At 68.2% G+C, this 21,061-nt stretch carries 21 protein-coding genes; 14 read left to right on the top strand and 7 right to left on the bottom strand.

Annotated elements, in window-relative coordinates; all coding sequences use genetic code 11:
* Positions 1–8: 8 nt before the first annotated feature.
* Complete coding sequence (locus ACFWFP_RS16205; RefSeq protein WP_379295723.1) at positions 9–830, bottom strand: SDR family oxidoreductase; 822 nt, start codon at positions 828–830, stop codon at positions 9–11.
* On the bottom strand, positions 827–2,014 hold the full coding sequence (locus ACFWFP_RS16210; protein ID WP_379295725.1) for an acyl-CoA dehydrogenase family protein: 1,188 nt from the start codon (positions 2,012–2,014) through the stop codon (positions 827–829). The genes ACFWFP_RS16205 and ACFWFP_RS16210 overlap by 4 nt, the downstream gene beginning before the upstream one ends.
* Positions 2,015–2,093: 79 nt before the next feature.
* On the opposite strand from ACFWFP_RS16210, the gene ACFWFP_RS16215 reads away from it, so the two are divergent.
* The 8 genes from ACFWFP_RS16215 to ACFWFP_RS16250 all read left to right on the top strand — a co-directional run bounded on the left by ACFWFP_RS16215 (position 2,094) and on the right by ACFWFP_RS16250 (position 10,600).
* The gene (locus tag ACFWFP_RS16215; protein ID WP_379295727.1) at positions 2,094–3,659 is read left to right on the top strand and encodes a FadD3 family acyl-CoA ligase; all 1,566 of its coding nucleotides are present in this window, start codon (positions 2,094–2,096) and stop codon (positions 3,657–3,659) included.
* Positions 3,656–4,525: an enoyl-CoA hydratase gene (locus ACFWFP_RS16220; RefSeq protein WP_379295729.1), complete on the top strand. Its 870-nt coding sequence runs from the start codon at positions 3,656–3,658 to the stop codon at positions 4,523–4,525. The genes ACFWFP_RS16215 and ACFWFP_RS16220 overlap by 4 nt, the downstream gene beginning before the upstream one ends.
* Positions 4,526–5,668: an acyl-CoA dehydrogenase family protein gene (locus ACFWFP_RS16225; RefSeq protein ID WP_379295731.1), complete on the top strand. Its 1,143-nt coding sequence runs from the start codon at positions 4,526–4,528 to the stop codon at positions 5,666–5,668.
* A gap of 49 nt (positions 5,669–5,717) precedes the next feature.
* Positions 5,718–6,734, top strand: coding sequence for an acyl-CoA dehydrogenase family protein (locus ACFWFP_RS16230; protein WP_379295733.1), 1,017 nt, complete (start codon positions 5,718–5,720; stop codon positions 6,732–6,734).
* Positions 6,735–6,875: 141 nt separating this feature from the next.
* Complete coding sequence (locus tag ACFWFP_RS16235; protein ID WP_379295735.1) at positions 6,876–7,925, top strand: acyl-CoA dehydrogenase family protein; 1,050 nt, start codon at positions 6,876–6,878, stop codon at positions 7,923–7,925.
* Positions 7,926–8,054: 129 nt separating this feature from the next.
* Entirely contained in the window at positions 8,055–8,507 is a 453-nt protein-coding gene (locus ACFWFP_RS16240; protein WP_379295737.1) for a MarR family winged helix-turn-helix transcriptional regulator, read from the top strand.
* A 17-nt stretch (positions 8,508–8,524) separates the two neighbouring features.
* On the top strand, positions 8,525–9,766 hold the full coding sequence (locus ACFWFP_RS16245) for an MFS transporter (RefSeq protein WP_379295739.1): 1,242 nt from the start codon (positions 8,525–8,527) through the stop codon (positions 9,764–9,766).
* Positions 9,767–9,850: 84 nt separating this feature from the next.
* Complete coding sequence (locus ACFWFP_RS16250; protein WP_379295741.1) at positions 9,851–10,600, top strand: DUF427 domain-containing protein; 750 nt, start codon at positions 9,851–9,853, stop codon at positions 10,598–10,600.
* Here ACFWFP_RS16250 and ACFWFP_RS16255 read toward each other — a convergent pair whose 3' ends face one another.
* Together ACFWFP_RS16255 and ACFWFP_RS16260 are read right to left on the bottom strand one after the other, a co-directional pair.
* Entirely contained in the window at positions 10,601–11,023 is a 423-nt protein-coding gene (locus tag ACFWFP_RS16255; protein ID WP_379295743.1) for a hypothetical protein, read from the bottom strand.
* Between the two features lies 1 nt (position 11,024).
* Positions 11,025–12,200 carry a Rieske 2Fe-2S domain-containing protein gene (locus tag ACFWFP_RS16260; protein WP_379295745.1) on the bottom strand — a complete coding sequence of 392 codons (1,176 nt, stop codon included), beginning with the start codon at positions 12,198–12,200 and terminating at the stop codon, positions 11,025–11,027.
* A gap of 194 nt (positions 12,201–12,394) precedes the next feature.
* On the opposite strand from ACFWFP_RS16260, the gene hsaA reads away from it, so the two are divergent.
* The 4 genes from hsaA to hsaB are packed head-to-tail and all read left to right on the top strand — an operon-like array spanning position 12,395 to position 15,929.
* Positions 12,395–13,558: a 3-hydroxy-9,10-secoandrosta-1,3,5(10)-triene-9,17-dione monooxygenase oxygenase subunit gene (gene hsaA, locus ACFWFP_RS16265; protein ID WP_379295747.1), complete on the top strand. Its 1,164-nt coding sequence runs from the start codon at positions 12,395–12,397 to the stop codon at positions 13,556–13,558.
* A 3-nt stretch (positions 13,559–13,561) separates the two neighbouring features.
* Positions 13,562–14,431 (top strand): 4,5:9,10-diseco-3-hydroxy-5,9,17-trioxoandrosta-1(10),2-diene-4-oate hydrolase, encoded by an 870-nt coding sequence (gene hsaD / locus ACFWFP_RS16270; protein WP_379295749.1) that lies wholly within the window; start codon positions 13,562–13,564, stop codon positions 14,429–14,431.
* Positions 14,431–15,336 (top strand): iron-dependent extradiol dioxygenase HsaC, encoded by a 906-nt coding sequence (hsaC, locus tag ACFWFP_RS16275; protein WP_379295751.1) that lies wholly within the window; start codon positions 14,431–14,433, stop codon positions 15,334–15,336. The genes hsaD and hsaC overlap by 1 nt, the downstream gene beginning before the upstream one ends.
* Positions 15,337–15,353: 17 nt before the next feature.
* Positions 15,354–15,929, top strand: a complete 576-nt coding sequence (gene hsaB, locus ACFWFP_RS16280; RefSeq protein ID WP_379295753.1) for a 3-hydroxy-9,10-secoandrosta-1,3,5(10)-triene-9,17-dione monooxygenase reductase subunit — start codon at positions 15,354–15,356, stop codon at positions 15,927–15,929.
* 57 nt (positions 15,930–15,986) lie between these two features.
* On the opposite strand, the gene ACFWFP_RS16285 is transcribed toward hsaB, so the two are convergent.
* The gene (locus ACFWFP_RS16285) at positions 15,987–17,183 is read right to left on the bottom strand and encodes a saccharopine dehydrogenase family protein (protein ID WP_379295755.1); all 1,197 of its coding nucleotides are present in this window, start codon (positions 17,181–17,183) and stop codon (positions 15,987–15,989) included.
* A 31-nt stretch (positions 17,184–17,214) separates the two neighbouring features.
* Here ACFWFP_RS16285 and ACFWFP_RS16290 point away from each other — a divergent pair, with 31 nt between their 5' ends.
* Both ACFWFP_RS16290 and ACFWFP_RS16295 read left to right on the top strand, forming a co-directional pair.
* Positions 17,215–17,811: a TetR/AcrR family transcriptional regulator gene (locus ACFWFP_RS16290; protein ID WP_379295757.1), complete on the top strand. Its 597-nt coding sequence runs from the start codon at positions 17,215–17,217 to the stop codon at positions 17,809–17,811.
* Positions 17,812–17,858: 47 nt separating this feature from the next.
* Positions 17,859–18,236 carry a YdeI family protein gene (locus ACFWFP_RS16295; protein ID WP_379295759.1) on the top strand — a complete coding sequence of 126 codons (378 nt, stop codon included), beginning with the start codon at positions 17,859–17,861 and terminating at the stop codon, positions 18,234–18,236.
* A 55-nt stretch (positions 18,237–18,291) separates the two neighbouring features.
* Here the strand turns inward: ACFWFP_RS16295 and ACFWFP_RS16300 are convergent, their stop codons facing one another.
* A complete protein-coding gene (locus ACFWFP_RS16300) occupies positions 18,292–19,152 on the bottom strand; it encodes a MaoC/PaaZ C-terminal domain-containing protein (protein WP_379295761.1) in 861 nt (286 codons plus the stop codon).
* A 93-nt stretch (positions 19,153–19,245) separates the two neighbouring features.
* Positions 19,246–20,940, bottom strand: a complete 1,695-nt coding sequence (kstD, locus tag ACFWFP_RS16305; protein WP_379295763.1) for a 3-oxosteroid 1-dehydrogenase — start codon at positions 20,938–20,940, stop codon at positions 19,246–19,248.
* Positions 20,941–21,061: the final 121 nt, after the last annotated feature.

The following is a 21,061-nucleotide window of genomic DNA, read 5'->3' on the forward strand; positions in this document are numbered from 1 at the left end:
GACGGCGATCATGCGCGCTGGCTGCTCACCGAGACGACCTCGCCGGTCAGATACGAGGTGTAATCGCTGGCCAGCATGGCGATCGTCGCCGCGACTTCCCACGGTTCGGCGGCGCGACCGAAGGCCTCGCGCTCGCTGAGCGAGTCGAGCAGCTCGGTCGAGCTCACCTTGTCCAGGAACGGGTGACGGGCGATGCTCGGCGCGACGGCATTGATCCGCACCCCGAATTCGGCGGCTTCCACCGCACTGCACCTGGTCAGCGCCATCACACCCGCCTTGGCAGCGGCGTAGTGCGCCTGGCCGTGCTGGGCCCGCCAGCCGAGGACGGAGGCGTTGTTCACGATCACGCCGCCGTGGCCCGCGCCGCGGAAATACCCCAGCGCCGCACGGGTGCAGCGGAAAGTGCCGGTGAGCGTGATGTCGAGAACCTGGTCCCACTGCTCGTCGGTCATGTCGACCACCGGGGTCTCACCGCCGAGACCCGCGTTGTTGACCATGATGTCGATCCGGCCCAGTTCGGCGGCCGCGTCGGCGAGCAGCTGATTCACCTGCGCGGTGTCGCGGACATCACAGACCACGGCGCCGACCCGGCGCTCGGGGAACTCCTTGGCCAGCAACTCGGCGGTCTCGGTCAAGCGGCGCTCGTGCCAGTCGGAGACGACCACATCGGCGCCTTCCTCGAGCAGCCTGCGCGCGGTGGCCGAGCCGATGCCGGTGCCCGCGGCGGCGGTGATCACAGCCGTCCGGCCGGCGAGCAGACCGTGCCCGGAAATCGAGGCCGGCGCGATCGACAGCGACTGCGGCGCACCCGAAAACTTCTGCTCACTCACGGGCGTGCCTCTCGCGGGAGACCGAGCACACGCTCGGCGATGATGTTGCGCTGCACTTCGTTCGAACCTCCATAGATCGTGTCGGCGCGGCTGAACAGGTACAGCCGCTGCCAGGCGGTCATGTCGTCGGGGCCGGTGACCAGGCCCGCCGCGCCTTGGACGGCCATCGCCAGTTCACCGAGGTCGCGATGCCAGTTGGCCCACAACAGCTTCGACACCGAGGCGCCGCCCGCGTCGTCGTGGTCCTCGCTCATGGTGCGCAGCGCGTGCGCGCGCAATACCCGGAGCCCGACCCAGGCGCGATCGAGGCGATCAGCGATCAGCGGGTCGCCGGCGGCGCCGGTGCGCCGCGCCAGGTCCTCGATGTCGGAGAGTTCGCGCGCGAAGCGGATCTGCTGACCGAGGGTGGAGATGCCGCGCTCGAAGGTGAGCGTGCCCATCGCGATGCGCCAGCCGTCGCCCGGCGCGCCGACCACCAGGTCCGCGTCGGTGACGGCATCGTCGAAGAAGACCTCGTTGAATTCGGAGGTGCCGGTGAGCTGTTCGATCGGCCGCACTTCGATGCCCGGCTGGTTCATCGGGACCAGCAGATAGGACAGGCCCTTGTGACGGCTCGAACCGCGCTCGGTGCGAGCGATCACGAAGCACCAGTCGGCGACGTGGGCGAGCGAGGTCCAGATCTTCTGGCCGTTGATCACCCACTTGTCGCCGTCGAGGCGCGCGGTGGTCGCGACGGCGGCCAGGTCGGAACCGGCGCCGGGCTCGGAGTAGCCCTGGCACCACAGTTCGCCGACCGAGCGCACGCCCGGCAGGAAGCGCTTCTTCTGCTCCTCGGTGCCGAAGGCCAGCACGGTGGGGCCGAGCAGTTCCTCACCCACGTGCGAGACCCGCGCGGGCGCGTCGGCCTTGGCGTATTCCTCGTGGAAGATCACCTGCTGACGCACACTCGCGCCGCGACCGCCGTATTCCACCGGCCAGCCGAGGCAGGTCCAGCCCGCCGCGGCGAGGTGGCGGTCCCAGGCCAATCGCTCGTCGAAGAATTCGTGTTCACGGCCGGGTCCACCGGTGCCGCGCAGGTCAGCGAACTCGCCCGAAAGATTTTCGGCGAGCCAATCGCGTATTTCCGCGCGAAACTCCGCGTCGGAAGTCGCGGTATCGGAATCTGAGGTCTGGATCACGCCCACCTCGGTAGGATAACCTACCAAGCACTTGCTTTGTTAGCTGCTTCGGAAGAACAGCGAACCGCACAACGGTGAGGACCCCGTGACACCCCCTGCACAGACCACTCCGCGGGCGCTGCGACACATCGCAGCGGCGCATCCGCACGAGCCTGCCCTGATCGACGGCGCGATCCGCCTGGACTGGACCGAGCTACTCGACCAGGTCCGGGTGGCCGCCCGCGCCCTGATCGCCCGCGGCATCTCCCCCGGCGACCGGGTCGCGATGTGGGCGCCGAACACCTATCACTGGGTGATCGCCGCCCTGGCCGCGCACTCCGCCGGGGCCGCGCTGGTTCCGCTGAACACCCGCTACGTGGCAGCCGAGGCTGTCGACGTGCTGGCCCGCGTCGACGCGAAGGCCTTGTTCGTGGCCGGTCCGTTCCTCGGTCGCGATCGGGCCGCCGAACTCGCGGCGGCGGCGCCGGAACTGGGCATCGGGACCGTCGTCGTCATCCCGATCGAGGACGACGACGCCCCCGCCGCGGCCGCGCCCGACCGCACCACGGTGACGTGGAACGAGTTGCTCGCCCAGGCCGCGACCGTGCCCGACGCGGTCGGCGAGGAGCGGGCGGACCAGGTCCGTCCCGACGACATCTCCGACATCCTGTTCACCTCCGGCACCACCGGCCGCAGCAAGGGCACGCTCGTCGCGCACCGGCAGGCGCTGGGCGTGGTGCGCGGCTGGGTCGAGTGCTCGACCCTGCGCGCGGGCGACCGCTATCTGGTGATCCCGCCGTTCTTCCACAACTTCGGTTACAAGGCGGGCATCCTCGCGTGCCTGGTCACCGGGGCCACGATCGTGCCGCAGGCCACCTTCGACGTGCCCGCCGCGCTGGCGCTCATCGAGTCCGCACAGATCACCGTGCTCACCGGGCCACCGACGATCTACCAGACCATCCTCGAGCATCCCCAGCGCACCGAGCGTGACCTGAGCTCGCTGCGGGTGGCGGTGACCGGCGCGGCGACCGTGCCGGTGGTGCTGATCGAGCGGATGCGCGACGATCTCGCCTTCGAGGTGGTGATCACCGCCTACGGCCTGTCCGAGACGGCCGGTTTCGGCACCATGTGCCGCCCCTCCGACGACGCGGCCACGATCGCCAACACCTGCGGCGGGCCGATCGCCGATTTCGAACTGCGCCTGTCCGACGCCGGTGAGGTGCTGCTGCGCGGACCGAACGTGATGCTCGGCTACCTCGATGACCCCGAGGCCACCGCCGAGGCCATCGACGCCGAGGGCTGGCTGCACACCGGCGACATCGGCATCGTCGACGAGCGCGGCTATCTCAAGATCACCGACCGGCTCAAGGACATGTACATCACCGGCGGGTTCAACGTGTACCCCGCCGAGATCGAACAGACCCTGGCCCGGCTCGACGGCGTCGCCGAGTCGGCGGTGATCGGCGTGCCCGACGAGCGGATGGGCGAGGTCGGCAAGGCCGTCGTCGTCCGCAGGGCCGGGTCGACGCTGAGCGCCGACGAGGTCATCGCCTTCGCCGCGGGCAAATTGGCCAACTTCAAAGTGCCAAGGCTTGTCGAGTTCCGCGACCAGCTGCCCTACAGCGCCGCGGGCAAAGTGCTCAAGCGTGAGCTACGTGAGGAGAAGTCGTGAGTTCCGAAACCGAGACCGAGGTCGTCACCTACGCGGTGCGCGGATCGGTCGCCGTCGTCACCATGAACCGGCCCGACTTCCGCAACGCGCAGAACTCGAAGATGACCTACGCCCTCGACGCCGCCTTCGTGCGGGCCGTCGAGGATCCCGAGGTCAAGGTGATCGTGCTGGCGGGCAACGGAAAACACTTCAGCGCGGGCCACGACATCGGCACGCCGGGCCGCGACCACGACGTGCACTACGAGAACAAGGCCGCGCTGTGGTGGGACCACCTCGATCGCCCCGGCGGTGATCAGCGGTTCGCGCGGGAGTCCGAGGTGTATCTCGGCATGTGCAGGCGCTGGCGGGAGATCCCCAAGCCGATGGTGGCGATGGTGCAGGGCGCGTGCATCGCGGGCGGGCTGATGCTGGCCTGGGTGTGCGACCTGATCGTCTGCTCCGACGACGCGTTCTTCTCCGATCCCGTCGTCCGGATGGGCATTCCGGGTGTGGAGTACTTCGCGCATCCGTGGGTGATGGGCCCGCGCGCGGCCAAGGAGTTCCTGTTCACCGGCGACCGCTTCGGTGCGGCGCAGGCCAAGGAGTGGGGCATGGTCAACCGGGTCGTGCCGCGCGAGGAGCTAGAGGCCGAGGTGATGGGCCTCGCCGAGAAGATCTCCGCCATGCCGCAATTCGGGCTGGCACTCACCAAGAAAGCCGTCAACCAGGCCGAGGATCTGATGGGCATGCGCAGTGGCATGGACTCGGTCTTCGGGCTGCACCATTTCGCGCACGCGCACAACGCCGAGGTCGGCACCGATTCGCTCGGCGGGATGAACGCCCGCTCGATGAAGGCCACCTCCACCGAACAGAACGGGACGAAGTAAGTGGATCTCGAGATCGACCCGGCTGCCCGGGAATTCCAGCTGGAGGTGCGCGAGTTCCTCGCCGCCAATGTGCCGGCCGAGCCGTTGCCCTCGATGGATACGGCGGAAGGCTTCGCCGCGCACCGGGAATGGGAAGCGAAGCTGGCGCAGGCCAGGCTGTCCGCGGTGTCGTGGCCGCACGAGTTCGGCGGGCGTGACGCGTCGATCCTGGAATGGGTGCTGTTCGAGCAGGAGTACTACGCCGCGGGTGCACCGGGCCGGGTCGCGCAGAACGGCATCTTCCTGCTCGCGCCGACGCTGTTCGAGCACGGCACCCCCGAACAGCTCGCGCGGATCCTGCCGCGCATGGCGCGCGGTGACGACATCTGGGCGCAGGCCTGGTCCGAACCCGAGTCGGGCAGCGACCTCGCGAGCCTGCGCTCCACCGCTCGGCGCACCGAGGGCGGCTGGCTGCTCAACGGCCAGAAAACGTGGAGTTCGCGTGCGTCCTTCGCCGATTGGGCGTTCGGCCTGTTCCGCAGCGATCCCGAGGCCCAGCGCCACCACGGACTCACCTACGTGATGTTCCCGCTCACCGCCGAGGGCGTGAGCGTGCGGCCGATCCCCCAGCTCGACGGCGAACCCGGCTTCGCCGAGATCTTCCTCGACGACGTCTTCGTGCCCGACCACGATGTGATCGGCGGGGTGAACGAGGGCTGGCGCGTCGCGATGGCGACCTCGTCCAACGAACGTGGCCTCTCGCTGCGCAGCCCCGGCCGGTTCAGCGCCACCGCGCGGCGGCTCATCGACCTGTGGACCGAGACCACCGAACCGGCCGACACCGCCGCCCGAAACGCGGTGGTGGACGCCTGGATCGGCGCCGAGTCCTATCGCCTGCACACCTTCGGCACCGTCACCCGGCTCCAAGACGGTGGGCAGCTCGGCGCGGAATCGTCGATCACCAAGGTGTACTGGTCCGAGCTCGACATCGCGATGCACGAGACGGCGCTCGACCTGCTCGGCGGGGCCGCCGAACAGCGCAGCAACTGGACCGACGGCTACCTGTTCTCGCTCTCGGGTCCGATCTACGCCGGTACCAACGAGATCCAGCGCAACATCATCGCCGAACGCATCCTCGGCCTGCCCCGCGAGAGCAAGCGATGAACGTCAATCATTCGGGCCGAATCGCCCTTCCGAACACAGGAGGTCTGCGATGAGATTCGCGCTCAGTACCGAACAGCTCGACTTCGCGGCCGAGCTGCGCAAGATCCTCGATGCCGGACAGGTGCCCGCGGCAGTGCGGGCCTGGGCCGATGGCGACCCGGCCAAGGGACGATCGCTGCTGCGGCAGATCGCCGAGATGGGCGTCTTCGGCTTGATCGTCGATGAGAAGTACGACGGTGCGGGCGCGACCACCGTCGATCTCGTCGTCGCGCTGATCGAACTGGGCCGCGGCGCCGCGCCCGGCCCGGTGATCGAGTCCGCCGCCGTGCTTCCGGCGCTGCTGCAACGTCTTCCGGACGACGCACCCGCCCAGCGATGGTTGTCCGCCCTCGCGAGCGGCGAGGCGCTGGGCACCATCACCTTCGAGGCGCAGCGCGGCATCGCTCTCGACGCCGATATCGCCGAGCCGGTGCTGGTCGCCGCCGACGGCCGACTGACCCTCGGCGTTGCCGCGCCGGATGCGCTGACCTCGATCGACGCCGCCCGCAAGCTGTTCCGCGTCACGCCCGACGAGCTGATCGCCGAAGGTCCCGAGGTCGAAGCGGCCATCGACTACGCCTTCGACGCCGGCGTTCTCGCCTGTGCCGCCCAGCTGCTCGGTGCGGGCCGGTCGATTCTCGAGCAGACCACCTCTTACGCGAAGCAGCGCAAGCAGTTCGGGCGCGCGATCGGCGAATTCCAGGCGGTGAAGCAGCAGCTCGCCGATGTGCTGATCGCGTTGGACCTGGCCGAACCGCTGGTGTACCGCGCGGCGCTCACGCTGGAATCGAACGACCGCGCCCGCGACGTCTCCGCGGCCCTGGTGGCCTGCGGCGACGCCGCCCACCGCGCCGCACGGGTGGGCCTTCAGGTCCACGGCGCGATCGGCTACACCGCGGAATTCGACCTGTCGCTGTGGCTGACCAAGGTCGCCGCGCTGCGGACTGCCTGGGGCACCGCCGATTTCCACCGCGGCAGGATCGCCGATGCCCTGCGCGCCGCCGAACCCGCGGCCGCGACGAGCTGAGACCCGCGATGCCACCGACGGCAGCACCTGCCGAATGCCGCACAGGCGTCTGTCGCGGTGGCAGCCGAATCCCGCCGAACCGCCGCCGACACTCCCCCAGCGCCGCCTGCGACGCGATCACCGAGCCTTACGAGGGACCCCATGTCATCGAATGAACTACTCGAATTCCGGACTTCCGTGCGTGCGCTGCTCGGCAAGCACGCCACGTCAGCCGCGCTGCGTACCGCGATGGACACCGAGCTCGGGTACGACCCGAAGCTGTGGCGGATGCTGTGTGAGCAGGTCGGGGTCGCCGCGCTCGCGGTGCCGGAGGAGTGGGGTGGCGCGGGCGCGGGCCTCGTCGAATCGCTGATGGTCGTCGGCGAAGTGGGGCGCACGCTGGGCGGGGTGCCGATGCTCGGGTCGGCGGTGCTCGGGGTGCAGGCGATCCTGCTGGCCGGTGACGAGCAGACCTGCGCCCGGCTGCTGCCCGATCTGGCAGACGGGTCACGCACGGCGGCCCTGTGCTGGGCAGACGCCAGCGGCTGGGATTCGGCCGGGGTCGGCGCGACTGACGGGAAGCTCAGTGGCGCAGCCCATTACGTGTTGCACGGAGCGCAGGCCGACCTGCTGTTGGTGCTGACCGATGACGGACTGTTCGAGACGACAGCGGACGCCCCCGGCGTGACCGTCGCCGCGACGCCCGCACTCGACCCCACCCGCAAGCTCGCCACCATCACCTTCACCGATGCACCGGCCACTCGGATCGGCACCGGCGACCCGGCCGCGCTGCGCCGCCGTCTGCGCGAAATCGCCTGGGCGGCACTGGCTGCCGAGCAGGTCGGCGCGGCCAGGCACTGCCTCGAGATGACGGTCGAGTACACGGCCTCGCGCGTGCAGTTCGGCCGTCCGATCGGCAGCTTCCAGGCGCTCAAGCACCGGATGGCGGATATGTACGTGCTGGTCGAGTCGGCCGAATCGGCGGCGCTGGCCGCCGCCCTCGCGGTGGCCGAGGACAGTCCGTCCGCCGCGGAGGACGTGTGGGTCGCCCGCAAGCACTGCACCGAGGCCTTCTCCACAGTGGCGGCCGAGACCATCCAGTTGCACGGCGGCATCGCCATCACCTGGGAACACGACGCCCACCTCTATTTCAAGCGGGCCCATGCCACCGCCGAGCTGTTCGGCACCGGCCGACGTCCGGTCGCGGCTTAGCCGAATTCGCCGAAAGCCCTGGTCGCAGCCTTGCGGCCAGGGCTTTCGGCATGCTGTGCGCCATTTCACCGTGGCCGCGGGGCCGACCGGCCTAGATTTAGATAGTTAGCTTATGTAATATTAACTCCCGTGAAACAGACACCGCAGCCATCGGCAGACGACATCGTGGTCGACCTGTTGGTCACTGCGGGTCGACTCACCCGGCTGGCCGGGGCCATCAGCAACGACGACCTGCCCCGCGCGGTCCTGCGGGCCCTTTCCGTGCTCGACGAGCACGGCGGGCTGCGGGTCAGCGACTTCGCCCGGATCGACAGATGTTCCCAACCGGCGGCAACGGCGCTGATCGGTCGACTCGTCACCGACGGCTTCGCCACCCGCACCAAAGACCCGCACGACTCCCGGGCAGTGCTCATCGAGCTCACCCCGGCCGGCCGGTCCCGCCTCACCGAGGCCAGGCGCGCGTTCGCCGCCGCCATGGCACCCGGACTGGCCGATTTCGATCTCGATCGGCTGATCCGCCTCGATACCGACATGAACGACCTGCTGACAGCCCTTCGCGCGGTTGCCCGCGGTCATCAGTGATGCAACCAGGAGCGCCAGTGAGCACCCGCCAGCTGACTCGCGACGACAACGCCGCAACCACCAACTCCCAACCCAAGGCCGTGTGGGCCGTCGCCTTCGCGAGCGTCATCGCGTTCATGGGCATCGGCCTCGTCGATCCCATCCTCAAGCCGATCGGCGAACAGCTGAACGCGACGCCGTCGCAGGTGTCGTTGCTGTTCACCAGCTACATGGCCGTCACCGGCGTCGCCATGCTGGTCACCGGCGTGATCTCGAGCCGCTTCGGCGCGAAGAAGACGCTGCTGTCCGGGCTGGCGATCATCATCGTGTTCGCCGCGCTGGCGGGCATGTCCGGCAGCATCGGCGAGATCATCGGCTTCCGCGCGGGCTGGGGTCTTGGCAACGCCCTGTTCATCGCGACGGCGCTGGCCACCATCGTCGGCGCGGCCACCGGCGGCGTCGCCAAGGCGATCATTCTCTACGAGGCCGCACTCGGCATCGGCATCGCGACCGGTCCGCTGCTGGGTGGCGTGCTCGGTGGAATCAGCTGGCGTGGACCGTTCTTCGGAGTCTCGGTGCTGATGGCCGTCGCGTTCATCGCGATCGTCGTGCTCCTGCCCGATATGCCGAAGGCAGCGCATCCGACCTCGATCACCGCGCCGTTCAAGGCGTTGCGACACGAGGGATTGCTGACCGTCAGCATCACCGCGCTGCTCTACAACTTCGGCTTCTTCACCCTGCTCGCGTTCACCCCGTTCCCGCTGGACATGGGCACCTACGCGATCGGCTTCATCTTCTGCGGCTGGGGCATCCTGCTCGCCCTGTCCTCGGTGTTCCTCGCCCCGAAACTGCAGGCGCGCTTCGGTTCGCTGCCGATGATGGCCCTGTCGCTGGCCCTGTTCGCGATCGACCTGGCGGTGATGGCGATGTTCACCGAACACAAGATCGTGCTGATCGTCGGCGTCGTCATCGCCGGTGCGTTCCTCGGCGTGAACAACACGCTGATCACCGAGGCCGTGATGATCTCGGCGCCGGTCGAGCGCTCGACCGCGTCGGCGGCGTACAGCTTCGTCCGATTCGGTGGCGGTGCGGCCGCGCCGTGGGTGGCGGGCAAGCTCGGTGAGCACAACATGTCGCAGCCGTTCTGGCTCGGCGCGGTCTGGACGGCCGCCGCGGTCGCGGTCCTCTACATCGGGCGCGGGGCGCTCGCTCACATCGACGACCACGACCCCGCCCCGCACTCCGTCGAAGAAGCACAGGTCATCACCGTCGGCGATTGATCCATCCCCGTCGGTGCATCCGAATCGCCCCTGGTACCACGAGTGTCAGGGGCGATTCGCTGTCTCGAGCGTAGCGTCGATGACATGACCGAGGACCGACGCGGGCGCGTCAAGGTGGAAACGGGACAGAAGCGAGTGCGGGTGTATCTGCGCGGGAAGTTGGTGGCCGATACGCTCCGGCCGCTGCTCGTCTGGGAGATCCCGTACTACCCGACCTACTACGTGCCGCTCACCGACTTGCGCGCCGACCTCGATCCGAACGGGATCACCGAGCACTCCCCCAGCCGCGGCGATTCGACGGGGTACGACGTGACGATCGAGGGTCTGCGCGCCGACGGTGCGGCGCTGCGCTATCTCGATTCACCGCTGCCCGAGCTCGAAGACGCTGTGCGCCTGGACATCGCCGCGTTCGACTGGTTCGAGGAAGACGAGCAGGTCTTCGTCCATCCGCGCGACCCGTATTCGCGCGTGGACATTCTCGGCAGCTCCCGGCACGTGCGGGTGGAGATCGACGGAGTGACCGTCGCGGACTCGCATTCGCCCCGGATCCTGTTCGAAACCGGCTTGCCCGCACGGTATTACCTGCCGCTCACCGATGTCCGGATGGATCTGCTGACCCCCTCGGACACCCACACCAGCTGCCCGTACAAGGGCACCGCCGACTACTGGAACGTGCGCGTCGGCGACACCGAGCACGCCGACATCGTCTGGATCTATCGCACGCCGCTGCCGGAGAGCCAGAAGGTGGCGGGGCTGGCGTGCTTCTACAACGAGAAGGTCGAGATCTACCTCGACGGGGTGCGACAGGATCGTCCGCACACCCCGTTCGGCTGACTATTCGCCGACTTCGAGCACACCCTCGTCGACCGCCCACTTGATCGACTTCTCCAGTGACGGACACGTTTCCGGCCGTCCTGGTCGCGCGCCGTGCGCGGTCAGCTGCGCGAAGATCGGGCAGTGCGCGTCGGGCCGCTCGGTCCACTGCACCGAGGTCTGGTGCTGGCTCGCCTTACGCACCAACACCTGCGCCGAGCACGCCTGGCACCGCAGTGGCGTCAGACCCGTGTCGAGATAGTGCTGTTTGTCGACCACGGTTTGCGCCCGCACCGCGGCCTGTCGCGCGGGTTGATCAGCGAAATCGGGGGCTTTCGCCCAGGTCGGGCGAGTCCCCGCACGCTGCGGAGACTCGCCCGACCCGGGCTCCGCCGAAGCGAGCTGCGACGGATCGCCGGACCTTTGCGGCTCGCTCGAGCTCATCTCAGACGCCCGCTTCCTCGGATTCGGCCTTGCGGCGCAGGTTCTCCGCCACCTCGGCCTCCCACGCCTGATTCGCCTTGGTCGTATCGACCTCGAATTCGAAGCGCTGGGTCATCTTCTCGGTCACGTCGGCGACGTCGACGTAGAACTGGTCGTACCAGCGACGCAGCTGGTAGACCGGGCCGTCCTCCTCGCAGAGCAGTGGGTTCTCGACCTTGGACTTGTGCTTCCAGATCTCCACGTCCTGCAGGAAGCCGTCGCCGAAGAACTTGGCCATCGTGTCGGCTAGCTTCTTCGCGGCCTCGTCGGGGATGCCCTTGGGCTTCTCGACGCTCAGGCCCCACTGCAGCACGAACGAATCCTGGCTCACCGGGTAGTGGCAGTTGATCAGCTGAACCTTGATCTCGTACCCGCTGTAGATGTTCACCAGCGGATTGATCATGTAGGACGGGCCGAAGTAGGACGCCTCCGACTTCAGCAGTGTGTCACCGCCGTGCTTGGCGGCCATACCGACGTCGGGGCGGCCCTTGGTCTCCAGGAACTGCGTCGCCACATGCCCTTCGAAGACGTTCTTGAAGAACGTCGGGAAGGCGTAGTGGATGTAGAAGAAGTGCGCCATGTCCACGACGTTGTCGATGATCTCGCGGCAGTTGGCGCCCTCGATCAGCAACGAGTCCCACGTCCAGTCGGTCCAGCCGCTGTTGTGAGTCTCGGTCGGATTGCCCTGTTCGTCGGTGTACGGTCCCTCGATATGCGGGATCGTGACCTCCGGCGGTGGTTCGTTGCCCTCGTGGTCGTGCCAGATGAACAGCTGACCGTTGCGCTCGAGCGTGGTCCACTTCCGGGTGCGGGCCAGCGGCGGCACGCGGCGCGCGTACGGAATCGCGGTGCACTTTCCGCTGGCGCCCCAGCGCCAGTCGTGGAACGGGCAGGCGATGTCGTCGCCCTTCACCGTGCCCATGCTCAGGTCGCCGCCCATATGCCTGCAGTAGGCGTCGAGCACGCGGATCTGGTCGTCGGTATCGGTCCACACGACAAGCTTGGTACCGAAGATCTCTACCGCGTGCGGTTTACCGTCACGGAAGGTCGACGCCAGGCCGACACAGTGCCAGCCGCGCGCGAACCTCGTCGGCGGTGCGCCGACATCGAGTTCCCTCACCTTGGGGTTGATCGCCATCCCGAACCCTCCTCGTTCACTAGAACACGTTACAAAACTGAGCCACTTCACGCCAGTTGTCCAGCGAACTTCCTTGTTGACTCCTGTTATATCCGAGGTAGGGCGATCTTCTCGACAGAAACGAGAACCTGTTCTAATCTCAGAGACGAATAGAACCGGTTGTCGATCCGACAAGGGCAGGAGCGGGCTCCGAAATGACGCAAGAAGTGACCGAACGGGTCGAGGCACTGCTGCCGACGCTGCGCGAGCGTGCGCAGGAGGCCGAGGACCTGCGCCGCATTCCCGACGAATCCATGAAGGCGCTGCAGGAGACCGGTTTCTTCCGGCTGCTCCAGCCCAAGCAGTGGGGCGGCCACGCCGCCGACCCGGTGGTCTTCTACGACACCGTGCGCAAGATCGCCAGCGCGTGCGGTTCCACCGGCTGGGTGGCGGGCATCATCGGGGTGCACAACTGGCACCTCGCGCTGTTCGATCAGCAGGCCCAGCAGGACGTGTGGGGCGAGGACACCGATGTGCGCATCTCGTCCTCGTACGCGCCGATGGGTGCGGGACAGGCCGTCGACGGTGGGTACATCGTGCGCGGCTCGTGGGCGTGGTCCTCGGGCTCCGATCACGCCACCTGGGCGGTGCTGGGCGGTCCGGTGATCAAGAACGGCAAGCCGGTCGACTTCGGCAGCTTCCTGATCCCGCGCTCGGACTACCGCATCGATGACGTCTGGAACGTCGTCGGCCTGCGCGGCACCGGCTCCAACACCGTGGTCGTCGAGGACGTCTTCGTCCCGTCGCACCGGTTCCTGAGCTTCCGCGCGATGAGCGAGGGCCGCGCGCCCGGCCTCGAGCAGAACACCGACGCCGTGTTCAAGATGCCGTGGGGCACCATCCACCCCACCACCATCTCCACGCCGATCGTCGGCATGGGCTACGGCGCCTACGAGGCGCACGTCGAGCATCAGGGCAAGCGCGTGCGCGCCGCCTACGCCGGCGAGAACGCCAAGGACGATCCGTTCGCCAAGGTGCGCGTCGCCGAGGCTTCCAGCGATATCGACGCCGCGTGGCGTCAGCTCTCGGGCAATGTCGCCGAGGAGTACGCGCTGCTGGTGGCGGGCGAGGAGGTGCCGTTCGATCTGCGCGTGCGCGCCCGTCGCGACCAGGTGCGCGCGACCGGTCGGGTGATCGCCTCGATCGACAAGCTCTTCGAGTCCTCGGGCGCCACCGCGCTCGCCAACGGCACGCCGCTGCAGCGCTTCTGGCGTGACGCGCATGCCGGGCGGGTGCACGCGGCCAACGATCCCGAGCGCGCCTACGTCATGTACGGCACGCACGAGTTCGGCCTGCCCGTCACCGACGCCATGGTGTAGCCGATGACCCGGACCGCTGAACTGACTTACGCATCGACCTCACGCTTCGCGCAGGTCACCCCCGATCTGAAGCTGCACTACCACGAAGCCGGTGTGGGCAACGGGCCGACGATCGTGCTGCTGCACGGTGGCGGACCCGGCGCCTCGGCGTGGTCGAACTTCGCCCGCAACATCCCGGTACTGGCCGAGCGCTATCACGTGATCGCGCCCGATCAGCCGGGATACGGCAAGTCCGACAAGCCGATCGACCACCCGCAGTACTTCGTGCACAGCTCGAACGCGCTGCTCGCGCTGCTCGACCATCTGGAGATCACCGACCGGGTGCACCTGCTCGGCAACTCCCTCGGCGGCGGCGCCTCGGTGCGGTTCGCGCTCGACCACCCCACGCGCGCGGGCAAACTCGTGCTGATGGGTCCGGGCGGACTGAGCACCAACCTGTTCGCGCCCGACCCCACCGAGGGCGTGAAGCTGCTCTCGAAATTCACCTACAAACCGACCAGGGACAACCTGGAGAAGTTCCTGCGGATCATGGTCTTCGACCAGTCCCTGGTGACCGAGGAACTCATCGACGAGCGGTTCGCCTTCGCGAGTACCCCCGAGTCGCTGGCCGCGATGAAGGCGATGGGCAAGTCCTTCGCCGGTGCCGACTTCGAGAAGGGCATGCTGTGGCGTGACGCGTACAAGCTGCGTCAGCCGGTGCTGCTCATCTGGGGTCGCGAAGATCGGGTGAACCCCCTGGACGGCGCGCTCGTGGCCACCAAGGTGATCCCGCGCGTCCAGCTGCACGTGTTCGGTGGCTGCGGGCACTGGGCACAGCTGGAGAAGTTCGACGAGTTCAACCGGCTCACGGTCGATTTCCTCGGGGAGAAGTAATGAGCATTCGCGCCCTTGGCTACATGCGCATCGAGGCCACCGACATGGCGGCCTGGCGCGAGTACGGCCTCAAGGTTCTCGGCATGATGGAGGGCACCGGGCTCGACCCCGACGCGCTCTACCTGCGCATGGACGATTTCGCCGCGCGACTGGTGATCGTTCCCGGCGAGCAGGACCGGCTGCTGGTCTCGGGCTGGGAAGTCACCGATGGACCGGGCCTGCAGCAGCTGCGGGAGACCCTGAGCAAGGCCGGCGTCGCCTTCACCGAGGGCACCAAGGAGGAGCTGGGTGAGCGCCGCGTCGAGGGCATGATCCGGTTCCAGGATCCGTCCGGGAACACCCTCGAGGCGTTCTACGGCGCGCAGTACCTGGGCCGCCGCTTCGTGAGCCCCTACGGCCACAAGTTCGTCACCGCCGAGCAGGGTCTGGGCCACGTGGTTCTCACCTGCACCGACGATGCCGCGGCGCAGGCGTTCTACCAGGACATCCTGGGCTTCCGGCTGCGCGACTCCATGCGGCTGCCCCCGCAGATGGTCGGCCGTCCCGCCGACGGCGACCCGGCCTGGCTGCGCTTCTACGGCTGCAACCCGCGCCACCACGCGCTGGCGTTCCTGCCGCTGCCCAACCCGACCGGCATCGTGCACCTGATGGTCGAGGTGGAGAACGCCGACGACGTCGGCCTCTGCCTGGATCGCGCCTACCGCAAGAAAGTGAAGATGTCGGCCACCCTCGGCCGCCACATCAACGACAAGATGCTGTCCTTCTACATGAAGACTCCCGGCGGATTCGACATCGAATTCGGCTGTGAAGGACTGGAAGTCGACGACCACGCCTGGGTCGCCCGCGAATCGACCGCGGTCAGCCTGTGGGGTCACGACTTCACCGTCGGATTCAAGCAGCAATAGGAACGGCGGCGAAGGACATGACTGAACAGACACCGGCGATCGACGGCAGGCAGTTCCGCACCGTGCTGGGACAGTTCTGCACCGGCATCACCGTGATCACCGCGCTCGATCCGGCGGGTGAGCCCATCGGGTTCGCCTGCCAGTCCTTCGCCGCGCTCTCCCTCGACCCGCCCCTTGTGCTGTTCTGCCCCACCAAGGGGTCGCGGTCGTGGGCGGCGATCGAGGCGGCGGGCAGGTTCTGCGTGAACGTGCTCTCCGAGGAACAGCAGCCGACGTGCGCGCGTTTCGGCTCGCGGGAGACCGACAAGTTCGCCGGAGTCGCGTGGCGCACCTCCGCACTCGGGGTTCCGGTGATCGACGATTCGCTGGCCACCATCGAATGCACGGTCGACTCCGTCGTCGACGGCGGCGACCACTACATCGTGATCGGCCGGGTCCACGCGCTCTCGGAATCGGCCACCACCGGCGGTCGTCCGCTGCTGTTCTACCGCGGCCAGTACACCGGCATCGAGCCGGACAAGACCACCCCCGCCCCCTGGCGCGCGGACCTGGACCACTTCCTCACCACCACCAGCCTCGACACCTGGCTGTGAATCGACCGGCCTGACCAGGCGGTCACGGCCTCCGCGGCGTGCACTGTCGCAGCCAGCTCATCTCGCGGTGAGCAGTGCGGTCAGCAGCGCGGACGACAGTGCCGCGGCGTTGGCCTCCTCGGTGTCCCAGCTGCGCGTGGTGACCGTCATCGCGGCCGGGCCAGGGGCGCCGAGACAGTGCGGGGCGAACGCGGTGAAGAATTCGTGCGGATCGAGCAGGGTCTCCGGCGTGTGGACGCCGGGGCTCTTCGCCCGCAGCAGTGCCGCGACCGCCAACGGCACGCCGGTGTTGTCGGCCATCGTGAGACCGGGGACCTGACACAGCGCCGTGGCGGCGGTCGCGGCGACTCCAGCCCGCAGGCCCGTCGCGACGGCGAACAGCGGTGGCAGGCCACCGGCGGTGATCAGTTTCGCCGGATCGGCGGGGAGGAGTCGTTCGACGCGGGCTGCCACCCCGGCCGCCTGATCGAGCGTCAACAGGCGAGCGCCCATGACCCAGCGCAGTGCCAGCAGCGCCGCCGAGGTCGAGCGGTCGCCGACGACCACGGTGGTCGCGTCGCGGAGTTCGGGGAAGGCTCGCGCCACGGTGATCGCCTCCGGGTGACCGAAGCTGCGGCCTTCGCCGGTGCCGAGGCCCGGGTAGTCGATGCGCATCCGTTCCAGCGCCGGGCGCTGGGCGCGCACGCCGTCGCGGACGACCGGAATGTCACCGGCGATCTGCCGCATGCCGTGCACCACTGCCGCGCTCGCCCCCGGACCGGCCGGTTCGGTGTGCGCGGAGTGAATGTTCCAGCCGGTGATCACGGAGTCGACCCGGTCGAGTTCCCGGCCCGCCAGCACGGCGAGCAGATTGGCGATACCGGGGCTGGCGCCCATGCCGACCAGCGCCGTCACCCCCGCGCCTCGCGCCGCCGCGTCCAGTTCCAGCATGTCGAGGGTCGGCTGGGGATCGTCGCAGATGTCGATGTAGTCGCAGCGCGCGGCGATCGCCGCCGCCAGGATCGGTGGGCCGAAGCGGAAATACGGGCCGACGGTATTCACCACCAGGTCGAAATCCCGCATCGCCGCGGTCAGCGCCGGGCCGTCGGTGGCGTCCAGGCGACAAGCGCTGGCGCCGAGTTCAGTGGCGAGCGCGCGCGCCGCGGCCTCGTCCCGGTCGGCGATCGTCAGTGCTGTCACCCTGTCGTCGCCGTACATGATGCGGGCGGCGACCCTGCCCATCTCCCCTGCCCCACCCAGTGCCAGAACTCGCATGACTGCCTCCCCGTCGAATATATTGACTAACATGACAGTAAATAAAGTCGGGCGGCCGAGCAAGGCCAAGGAGCGGATCGGTCAGATCCTGCGGGCCGCTCATTCCGTCGTGGCGACCGACGGTTTCGCCGCGACGACCCTGTCGCGGGTGGCCGCGGCGGCCGGGGTGCAGCGCACGCTGGTGCTGCACTATTTCGGCAGTCGAGACGGGCTGATGCGGGCCTTCGTCACCGAGGCCGTCGCCGCCTACGGTGACGCGCAGCTGCGGCTGGGCGCCGAGGGGCCGATCGAGGATCGAGTGGCACGGATGTTCGCACCGGGCGCTTACGGAAACCGCGACGACCTGGTGGTGTGGAGCGAACTGGTGAATCTCGCGGCACGCGATGAGGCGGTCCGGCACAGCCTCCGGGAGTTGTGGACCGAGCGGTGGCTACCCGAACTGGAGCGACAGCTCGCCGCCGCGTACCCGGCCGCCCCGGCGGATCGCGTCGCGACCAGCGCCTACGGGCTCGCGTGCCTGTTCGAGGCGCACTGGGCATTTCACCTGCAGGCAGTCGTCGATTCCCGGCGGACCGAGCAGGCCACCCGAGCCGCCGGCGCCCTGCTGGCAACACTCGAACCGGAGTGATTCAAAGTGCTCATTCGGTGAGCGCTTTGAGTCGGAGGATAGGAGGCATGGACATCGAATTCATCACCTGCCCCGACGCCGAAGCCTGGGACACGTGGTTGGCGGCGAACCACGCCGACGCCCGCGACGTGTGGGTGCTGATCTCGAAGAAGAAGGCCCCCGAGAAGTCGGTGACGATCAGCGAAACCCTGGACGGCGCACTCTGCTACGGCTGGATCGACAGCCATCGCCGCAGCTTCGACGCCCACCACTACCTGCAGCGATACTCGCCGCGTCGCGCACGGAGCCCCTGGTCGCAGCTCAACGTCGCCAAGGCCGAAGCTCTCATCGCCGCGGGGCGGATGCGCCCGGCCGGGTTCGCGGCCATCGAAGCGGCGTGCGCCGACGGCCGCATCGCCCAAGCGATCACCGCACTTGAAAAATGATCACCAGGCCACCGGAGTTTTCACGCTCCGGCGACCTGGTGATCAGTGGTCCAGATCAGGCGATACGCAGGGCGACGTCGCTGAGGACAGGGGCATCGTCTCGTTCGACCACGGTGACGACCGCGATCAACTCCTCGCCCTCGCGCCACACCTTGGTGCGCAGGGTCTCGCCCGGGTAGAGCACGCCGGCGAACTTGGCCCGGAAACCGCCGACCCGGCCCGCGTCGCTGTCGAGCAGGGCGTCGGTGATGGCCTTGCACACCGTGCCGTAGGTGCACAGCCCGTGCAGGATCGGGGCGGGAAATCCTGCGCCACGGGCGAATTCGGGGTCCGAATGCAGCGGGTTGCGGTCGCCGGAGAGGCGGTACAGCAGGGCCTGCTGCGGCAACGTGGGGGTGAGCAGTTCCGCGTCGGGGGCACGGTCGGGCAGTTCGGTGCGGGCACTGGGACCACGCTCGCCGCCGAAGCCACCTTCACCCCTGGCGAAGATGGAGGACCGCGCGGTCCACAGCGGTTCACCGTCGGATCCGGTGATGGTGTGCTCCTGCACGATCACCGCGTTGGCGCCTTTATCCCAGATCTCGACGATCCGGCCTGCCCAAAGCGCCTTGCCCGCAGCCGGAATCGGCTTGTGCGCCACTACTTCCTGGTGCCCGTGCACCACCTTGGCCAGGTCGATCTCGATGCCGGGGAAGCTCACGCGCGGCGGCTCGGTTTCGCCGAGGGTCGGCGCCACCGTCGCGAACGTCGGCAGCACCTGGGGTGCGCGATCGTCCAGATAGGCCAGCTCGGCCGGGTCGGTCTGGCGGGCGCCCGCACCCAGACCCAGGTGATAGAGCTGCACGTCGGTGGGGGTCCAACTGAACTCGCGCGTAGGCAGAGTCGCGCCGAGCGCGGTCGCTAGATCAATGGGCACGGTGTACTCCTGTGGATGTCGGCTCGTCTGTCGAACCGGTCGTGGCGAGGTCGAGCACCGCGAGGTAGCCGATGGTGATCGTCGGGCTCACCCTCATGCGCTCGCCTTCGCCGATTCGGTCGTCTTCCTGGCGACGATGTCGAGCACCGCCAGGTAGGCGAAGGTGATCGCGGGGCCGATGGTGGCGCCGGGGCCCGCGTAGGTGTGGCCCATCACCGGCGAGCTGGTGTTGCCCGCGGCGTAGAGGCCGTCGATGACGGAATCGTCCTCGCGCAGTACCCGTCCGGCCGTGTCGGTGACGAGGCCGCCCTTGGTACCGAGGTCGCCGGGCACCATCTTCGCCGCGTAGAACGGGCCCTGCGACAGTTCGGCCAGGCACGGATTCGGCTTCACGGTCGGGTCGCCGTAGTAGCGGTCGTAGTGGCTGTTGCCGCGCCCGTAGTCCTCGTCCTTGCCGGTGGTGGCGAAGCCGTTGAAGCGCTCGACCGTCGAGGTCAGGTTCTCGACGGGCACGCCGATGCGCTCGGCCAGTTCCGCGATCGAGTCGGCCTTGACGATGTAGTCGTTCTCCAGCCAGCGCGACGGAAAGCGCTGCCCCGGTTGCAGGCCCGCGAAGATGTAGCGGTTGCGGTAGCGCTGGTCGAACACCAGCCACGACGGCACGTTCTCGCCGGGCCCCGCGCCCTGACCGTACTCACCGCCGTACATGGTGTGCACCGCCTCGACGTAGGGGGCCGACTCGTTGCCGAACCGCTCGCCCCGGTCGTTGACCATGATGGTGCCGGGCAGGTTGCGCTCGGCCAGCGCGAACCAGGGCTTGCCGCCCTTGAAGATCGTCGGACCCCACCAGGCGTCCTCCATGAACCCGACCGTCGCACCCACTGCCATGCCCGCGACGATGCCATCGCCGGTGTTGGCCGCGGCACCGGTTGTCCACTCAGTGGTTATCGGCTGACGCTGGTACTTGGCCCGCATGTCGGCATTGTGCTCGAACCCGCCCGCGCCGAGGACCACGCCGTAGCGCGCGGTGAAGGTGACCGGTTCGCCGTCGGCCACGGCCTTGACGCCGGTGACGCGTCCGTCGGTGACCACCAGTTCGGTGAGCGGAGTGTTGAGCAGCACCGGCACGCCGGCGTCGAGCAGGCCCTTGCGCATGGCGGCGATGATGGCCTGCCCCATGCCGAGCAGATGCTTGCCGGTCCACTTGGCCAGGTAGGTGCGCGCGCCGACGCGCAGCGCCCGCATCGCACCCTTGGGATGACGGCGGATCAGGTTGAGCCGCACGAAGTCGGCCTGCATGACGACCACGTTCAGCGGCGCCTTGGCGTAGGGCGGTTCCAGATTGACCAGTTCCGCGCCGAGCACCTTGCCGTTGAACGGCGTCGGCTCGCACGAACGTCCCTGACCGAGCCCGCCCGGCGCCTCGGGGTAGTAGTCGGAGTAGCCGGGAACCCACTTCATCTTCAGCGGGGTGTGGTCGAGGACGAAGTCGAACGCCTCGGCGCCGCGATCGAGGTAGGTGTCGATCTTCTCGGCGGGCACCACGTCGCCGATGATGCTGTGCAGGTAGGTGCGCGCGTCCTCGCGGTCGTCGGGGCGGCCGGAGGCGAGCAGCGCCTTGTTGCCCGGAATCCAGACGCCACCGCCGGATCGGGCCGTCGACCCGCCGTAGTGCGCGGCCTTCTCCAGCAGCACAACGCTCAGTCCCTTGTGCGCCGCCGCGAGGGCGGCGGTCATCCCGGCGGCGCCGCTACCGACGACCACGACATCGTATTCCCGATCACTCATGTAGAACACGTTATAGGAGGGGTCCGAAGTTTGACCCGCCAAACTGAAACTCGTTCTAGTGGTCTCCGCAGTTTGCCTTCAAAACAGTGGAACGTGTTATAGAAATCACCTTTGGTTGCGT

Origin of the sequence: Nocardia sp. NPDC060249 (assembly GCF_042728755.1) — a bacterium.
GTDB lineage: Bacteria > Actinomycetota > Actinomycetes > Mycobacteriales > Mycobacteriaceae > Nocardia.

What these genes read in the sequence shown, in the direction of transcription:
- ACFWFP_RS16230 (WP_379295733.1), top strand. Translation starts at nt 5,718, where the DNA reads ATGAGATTCGCGCTCAGTACCGAACAGCTCGACTTCGCGGCCGAGCTG.
- ACFWFP_RS16235 (WP_379295735.1), top strand. Translation starts at nt 6,876, where the DNA reads ATGTCATCGAATGAACTACTCGAATTCCGGACTTCCGTGCGTGCGCTG.
- ACFWFP_RS16250 (WP_379295741.1), top strand. Translation starts at nt 9,851, where the DNA reads ATGACCGAGGACCGACGCGGGCGCGTCAAGGTGGAAACGGGACAGAAG.
- ACFWFP_RS16255 (WP_379295743.1), bottom strand. Translation starts at nt 11,023, where the DNA reads ATGAGCTCGAGCGAGCCGCAAAGGTCCGGCGATCCGTCGCAGCTCGCT.
- ACFWFP_RS16260 (WP_379295745.1), bottom strand. Translation starts at nt 12,200, where the DNA reads ATGGCGATCAACCCCAAGGTGAGGGAACTCGATGTCGGCGCACCGCCG.
- hsaA (WP_379295747.1), top strand. Translation starts at nt 12,395, where the DNA reads ATGACGCAAGAAGTGACCGAACGGGTCGAGGCACTGCTGCCGACGCTG.
- hsaD (WP_379295749.1), top strand. Translation starts at nt 13,562, where the DNA reads ATGACCCGGACCGCTGAACTGACTTACGCATCGACCTCACGCTTCGCG.
- hsaC (WP_379295751.1), top strand. Translation starts at nt 14,431, where the DNA reads ATGAGCATTCGCGCCCTTGGCTACATGCGCATCGAGGCCACCGACATG.
- hsaB (WP_379295753.1), top strand. Translation starts at nt 15,354, where the DNA reads ATGACTGAACAGACACCGGCGATCGACGGCAGGCAGTTCCGCACCGTG.
- ACFWFP_RS16285 (WP_379295755.1), bottom strand. Translation starts at nt 17,183, where the DNA reads ATGCGAGTTCTGGCACTGGGTGGGGCAGGGGAGATGGGCAGGGTCGCC.
- ACFWFP_RS16290 (WP_379295757.1), top strand. Translation starts at nt 17,215, where the DNA reads ATGACAGTAAATAAAGTCGGGCGGCCGAGCAAGGCCAAGGAGCGGATC.
- ACFWFP_RS16295 (WP_379295759.1), top strand. Translation starts at nt 17,859, where the DNA reads ATGGACATCGAATTCATCACCTGCCCCGACGCCGAAGCCTGGGACACG.
- kstD (WP_379295763.1), bottom strand. Translation starts at nt 20,940, where the DNA reads ATGAGTGATCGGGAATACGATGTCGTGGTCGTCGGTAGCGGCGCCGCC.